The organism is Terrabacter sp. P5_B1, assembly GCF_056400505.1.
The window spans coordinates 1-1,129 of the sequence record NZ_JBFULD010000577.1; the positions used below are offsets into that span (position 1 = coordinate 1).

At 72.5% G+C, this 1,129-nt stretch carries 2 protein-coding genes; both read left to right on the top strand.

Features of this window, described 5'->3' with window-relative positions; translation table 11 throughout:
- Positions 1–221, top strand: a 221-nt coding sequence (locus tag AC1DP0_RS22135; RefSeq protein ID WP_478088780.1) for a hypothetical protein, incomplete at its 5' end; no start/stop codon positions are given.
- The coding region (locus AC1DP0_RS22140) for a glycosyltransferase (protein ID WP_478088782.1) at positions 218–1,129 on the top strand (912 nt) is incomplete at its 3' end. The genes AC1DP0_RS22135 and AC1DP0_RS22140, both read left to right, overlap by 4 nt.

Here is a 1,129-nt window from a genome sequence, read left to right on the forward strand (position 1 = left end):
GGCCGCCTCATCCGGCGATCGTGGGCGAGGCGGAGCGGCTCGCCCAGTCCAKTCCCTGCCTCGAGGTCATGCTCCCCGCGCGTCCGGGGACCCCCCTCGCCGAGATCGTCGACCTGTCCGACCGCACCGTTGCTGTGTCGAGCACCACCACGGAGGTCGCCAGCGAGGCCGACGTCCACGGCCAGGCCGTGAGCACGCGGATGACAGGAGTTCAGGGATGAGTCAGCGAGTGGCCCACATCATCACCCGCTGCGTGGCGGGCGCCGGCGGCGTCGCCGTGCGCGGAGCGGTGAGCCTGCCCCGAGACCTCTACAGCAGCACCCTCGTCGTCGGTTCGGGCGACGTCCTGCTCGACGCGGCCCGAGCCCACGGCGTGGACGTCGTCGTCGTACCGGAGCTCGTCTCCCCGATCAGCCCGGCCCTGGACGCCCGTGCCCTCAAGTCGCTCGACAGGTTGCTCAGGTCCGAGAGCTTCGACGTCGTGCACACCCACAGTGCCAAGGCCGGCGTGCTGGGTCGCGTCGCAGCCTCGAGGGCCGGGGTGCCGCGCATCGTTCACACCCTGCACGGATTCCCCTGGCACGACTTCCAGCCCGCCGYCGTGCGGCAGGCATACATCCGCACAGAGCGGGCGCTGGCCCGCATCACCGACACCTACCTCGCCGTCGGCACCGGCGTCGCGGTCGAGGCCCTCCGGAGACGGGTGGTCCGCCCCGACCAGCTCGTCACCATCGGACCTGCCGTCGAACCCGCCTCGGTCACCGTGTCGCCGGTCTCGCGGGCCCGGGCCCGCACGCTGCTCGGGCTGCCCGAGGACGCGACGGTCGTCGGCACCGTGGGGCGGATGGACTTCCAGAAGGCCCCGGAGGTCATGCTCGAGGCGCTGACCCGCATGACGACACCAGCGGTGCTCGTCTGGGTCGGTGGCGGGCCCCTTCTCGAGGAGACGGCCCGTCGCGCACGCAGCGCGGGGATCGAGCACCGGGTGCGGCTGCTGGGCAACCGCGAGGACGTGCCGCAGCTGCTGCCCGCCTTCGACGTCTTCGCGATGTCGAGCCGGTACGAGGGCCTTCCGTGCGCCATCGTCGAGGCCCAGGCGTGCGGCATACCCGTGGTCGCGACGTCGGTG